We start from the raw sequence: 2,933 nt of genomic DNA on the forward strand, positions 1-2,933 counted from the left end.
CCCTTCAATCGTTCTTCCAATTCCAGTTCGATATTCTGTATCGCGATTTTCATTTTCTCTTCGCGGGTTACGAAGTGGGAAGCAGGAAAAATGGCAATATGTTCGCGCTCACCGGTAATTTCACCGGTCAGTGCATCGACTTCCCGGATCCGGTCAATCTCATCTCCGAAAAACTCGACTCGTACGCAATGTTCATCGCGGGAGGCCGGGAAAATTTCGACCACGTCGCCGCGCACGCGGAAGGTCCCGCGCTGGAAAGCTATGTCATTCCGTTCATATTGAATGTCCACGAGCCTGTGCAGCAGGGCATTCCGGTCCATTTCCATGCCTGTTCTGAGCGAAACCACCATCTCCCGGTATTCTTCCGGGGAGCCGAGCCCATAAATGCAGGATACACTGGCAATGATGATGACATCTTTCCTTTCGAACAAAGACGAAGTGGCCGAGTGGCGAAGTTTATCGATCTCATCATTGATGCTTGCATCTTTTTCGATGAAAGTATCGGTGGATGGGACATAGGCCTCTGGCTGATAGTAATCATAATAGCTTACGAAGTACTCAACGGCATTGTTGGGAAAAAACTCTTTGAACTCACTGTAAAGCTGCCCTGCCAACGTTTTATTGTGGGCAATGACAAGCGTCGGTTTATTGATTTGCTGTATGACGTTGGAAACGGTGAACGTTTTCCCTGTTCCCGTCGCCCCCAATAATGTCTGCATTTCCTTTCCTTCTTTGATGCCATTGACAAGCATTTCAATTGCTGCAGGTTGATCTCCTTGAGGAGAGTATTTTGAGACTAACTCAAACTTATCCTTCACCAAGCATAGCCTCCTATTGAAATATTTTTATATGAAAAACGGGATATGTTCCTATCCCTTCTATTTATTCCGGTTTTAGAAAGTATATATACACATTCTACCACAACAAGCTCAAAACAAACCAGCAATAAGCGAACACCCATTCTATTTTCAAGTTAATATCCTTTGTCGCTTCATATGTGAAGACAAGCTGAGTACAAAAAAAGCACCTCTGGTGTCAGGCGCTCTTGGATGTTCGTTTCATCATTCGTTTCGATAGCCAGAATCCAACTGTCAGGGATAATGCATCAACGATAATCAATAAGTTCGTATGTGTATAACCTTTATATGCAGAAGCTGTTATCAAGGCAACCGTTAACACAAGACCGACGACATTGTTGTAGGTGACCCTTGAAAAAAGCATGACAAGTAGACAAGGAAGGAAAAGGGCAGAAAGAATTTTAATCATTTTTTCATCTCCTTTGTAAGAGAAAAATAGAGTAATTTCAGTTTAAATGATTATGAAGTTTTTTGCCAATCTATTTCCTGCTTGATTTCCGATAACCGATAAAAGAACATTTGAAACACTTTATCATTATCTCCATAACGAAAAGGAAGCAAACCCCCATAAAAGGAAGTTCGCTTCTTTCACGATCAATATGGATCCGCTTCATGTCCTTTTCTGGCAGCGTCCCCTGGGTCATCCGTCCCTCCCACCGGTTTGGAGGATTCCGTTTGTTCGGTAGCGGAATCCAGTCCCGCTTCAAGTCTGCGGCCATAATCTTCATCGGCCTCTTTTGCGAGGGCGATCATTTTTTCTTGGATGCGCGGGTCTGCCGGTGCCAAAGCCGATACCAAATTGGCGATCAATTCGTCCCTTTCCCAATCTTCGAATTCACGGTACGTTTCACCAGCCTGCTTCGTATTGCTTTGGCGATCGATTGTCTCACGGACCAGTTTCCCTTCTACGAAAGGGGTATACTCCTTACCCGTTTGCTCAGCTTCTTTCAAGCCTCCTACGGTTGATGGTTCATAGTTTATGTGAGGGCTTTGGTTGCCTCTGCCCACTTCATATTGCATTTGTCCGCCAGTCTGATTCGTGGCTGTTGGCTTCTTTGGAGCATTGATCGGCAATTGCAGGTAATTCGCCCCCACACGGTGGCGTTGTGTATCGGAGTAAGAGAAGGTACGCCCTTGAAGCATCTTGTCATCCGAAAAGTCAAGGCCATCCACCAAGACGCCCGTACCGAATGCAGCCTGTTCGACTTCAGTGAAGTAGTCCTGCGGGTTTCTATCCAATACCATCGTGCCGACATGCAGCCATGGGAATTCATCCTTTGGCCAAATCTTTGTATCATCGAGCGGATCGAAGTCCAACTCAGGGTGATCATCATCACTCATGATCTGTACATTCAGATCCCATTCGGGAAACTCCCCGCGTTCGATCGCTTCATATAAATCCTGTGTGGCATGATTGAAATTCGTTGCTTGAATTTCATTGGCTTCCTTCTGGGTCAAGTTCTTGATGCCCTGCTTGGGCTCCCAGTGATATTTGACGAGTACGGCTTTGCCTTCTTCATTCACCCATTTGTACGTATTGACGCCTGAACCTTGCATCATGCGATAATTGGCTGGAATGCCCCAAGGGGAAAATAAAAACGTAACCATATGAAACGTTTCCGGAGAACTCGAGCAAAAATCGAAAATCCTTCGCCCATCTTGAATGTTCGTGACCGGATCCGGCTTGAAGGCATGGATCAAATCCGGGAATTTCATCGCATCACGGATAAAGAAGATTTTCAGATTATTCCCGACAAGATCCCAGTTCCCATCTTCCGTATAAAATTTAACGGCAAACCCCCTTGGATCACGTAACGTTTCCGGAGATGTCCCGCCATGGATAACAGATGAAAACCTCACGAATACCGGTGTTTTTTTGCCTTCCACCTGAAACACCTTCGCCCTCGTATATTTTGATATCGGCTCGTCCCCTGCTTTACCAGTCGGAACAAAATAGCCATGGGCTCCGGCACCGCGGGCATGCACGACCCGTTCAGGAATTCTCTCCCTATCGAAATGGCTGATCTTTTCCAGGAAATCGTAGTTTTCCAGTGTACTTGGACCCCTGTTCCCCAC

At 46.0% G+C, this 2,933-nt stretch carries 3 protein-coding genes; all 3 read right to left on the reverse strand.

The window, feature by feature from the left end:
- Positions 1-818 (reverse strand): DEAD/DEAH box helicase family protein (locus tag CVN76_RS04460; protein WP_198512476.1); only part of this gene is annotated, 818 nt, incomplete at its 3' end.
- Positions 819-1,035: 217 nt separating this feature from the next.
- Entirely contained in the window at positions 1,036-1,266 is a 231-nt protein-coding gene (locus CVN76_RS04465) for a CsbA family protein (RefSeq protein ID WP_034309928.1), read from the reverse strand.
- A gap of 185 nt (positions 1,267-1,451) precedes the next feature.
- On the reverse strand, positions 1,452-2,933 hold a 1,482-nt coding region (locus CVN76_RS04470), incomplete at its 5' end, for a catalase (protein ID WP_100530452.1).

Source organism: Bacillus sp. mrc49 (assembly GCF_002803435.1).

Coding starts and splice junctions, on each gene's coding strand:
- CVN76_RS04465 (WP_034309928.1), bottom strand. CDS start 1,266: ATGATTAAAATTCTTTCTGCCCTTTTCCTTCCTTGTCTACTTGTCATG.